We start from the raw sequence: 760 nt of genomic DNA on the forward strand, positions 1-760 counted from the left end.
CAAAGATTTTGATACTGGAGATGCAAAATTCATCCCTTACATGAATGTTTTCGGCGGAGATAATCAGTCTGCGACCACCAGGCTATAGGTCGCATGACAGGCCACGCAGTTGTTCATCAGATCTGTCAGCTGCTCCCGGGTCTGCAGGGGGTCACCCAACTGCTCGGCATCCAGCGCCAGCTGGTCAAATTGCGAGTGGGCGGCGAATCCCAGTTTCTTGAACGCCAGGGGCAGCTTGCCGATCAGCGCCGGCGGTACCGCAGTCTGGGCTGCCATGCCCACTTTCCTGGCTGCTGCTGCCGCAGCTGCCATATCCTCTGTATTGGTCGCGGCGATGATTGCCTGTACGGCCACCAGGAAATCACGCATCTCACCCAGCACCATATTGCGCTCGGCTGTGGTCAGTTGCAGCGCCTGGCGACCATCCGGTGCCTGTACCACGCTGCCGACAAAACCGAATTTATACACTGCGGTGCCAATGGCCAACAGCAGGAGCAACAGGACAGTCCAGCAAAATTTACACATACCTTTGTTCCAGAAATCGTAGAAGAAGAGATAATTCTACCCCAGTTACGCCCCTCCCTTGGCAATAACCTGGTGTGGAAGATCACTCAAAGTGCGCTCTCCCCCCCTGGGGTACGGCCGCTGACAGCCATGGAGAGCGAAGCGAAGGCAGGTAGTCCCCAGCAGCCGCGAGGCCGCACTGTTTTCCCGGCGCGCCTTGCGCCAGAGGGAAAACAAAGTAGGCCTCCGAACGCGG

General features: G+C 57.5%; 1 protein-coding gene. It reads right to left on the reverse strand.

From position 1 onward, the window contains the following. Positions 1-63: 63 nt before the first annotated feature. Positions 64-498, reverse strand: a complete 435-nt coding sequence (locus tag ACOCD2_RS23540) for a hypothetical protein (protein ID WP_419594236.1) — start codon at positions 496-498, stop codon at positions 64-66. Positions 499-760 lie beyond the last annotated feature (262 nt).

The organism is Thiolapillus sp., assembly GCF_048562965.1.
Taxonomy (GTDB): Bacteria; Pseudomonadota; Gammaproteobacteria; order Chromatiales; family Chromatiaceae; genus Thiolapillus; species Thiolapillus brandeum_A.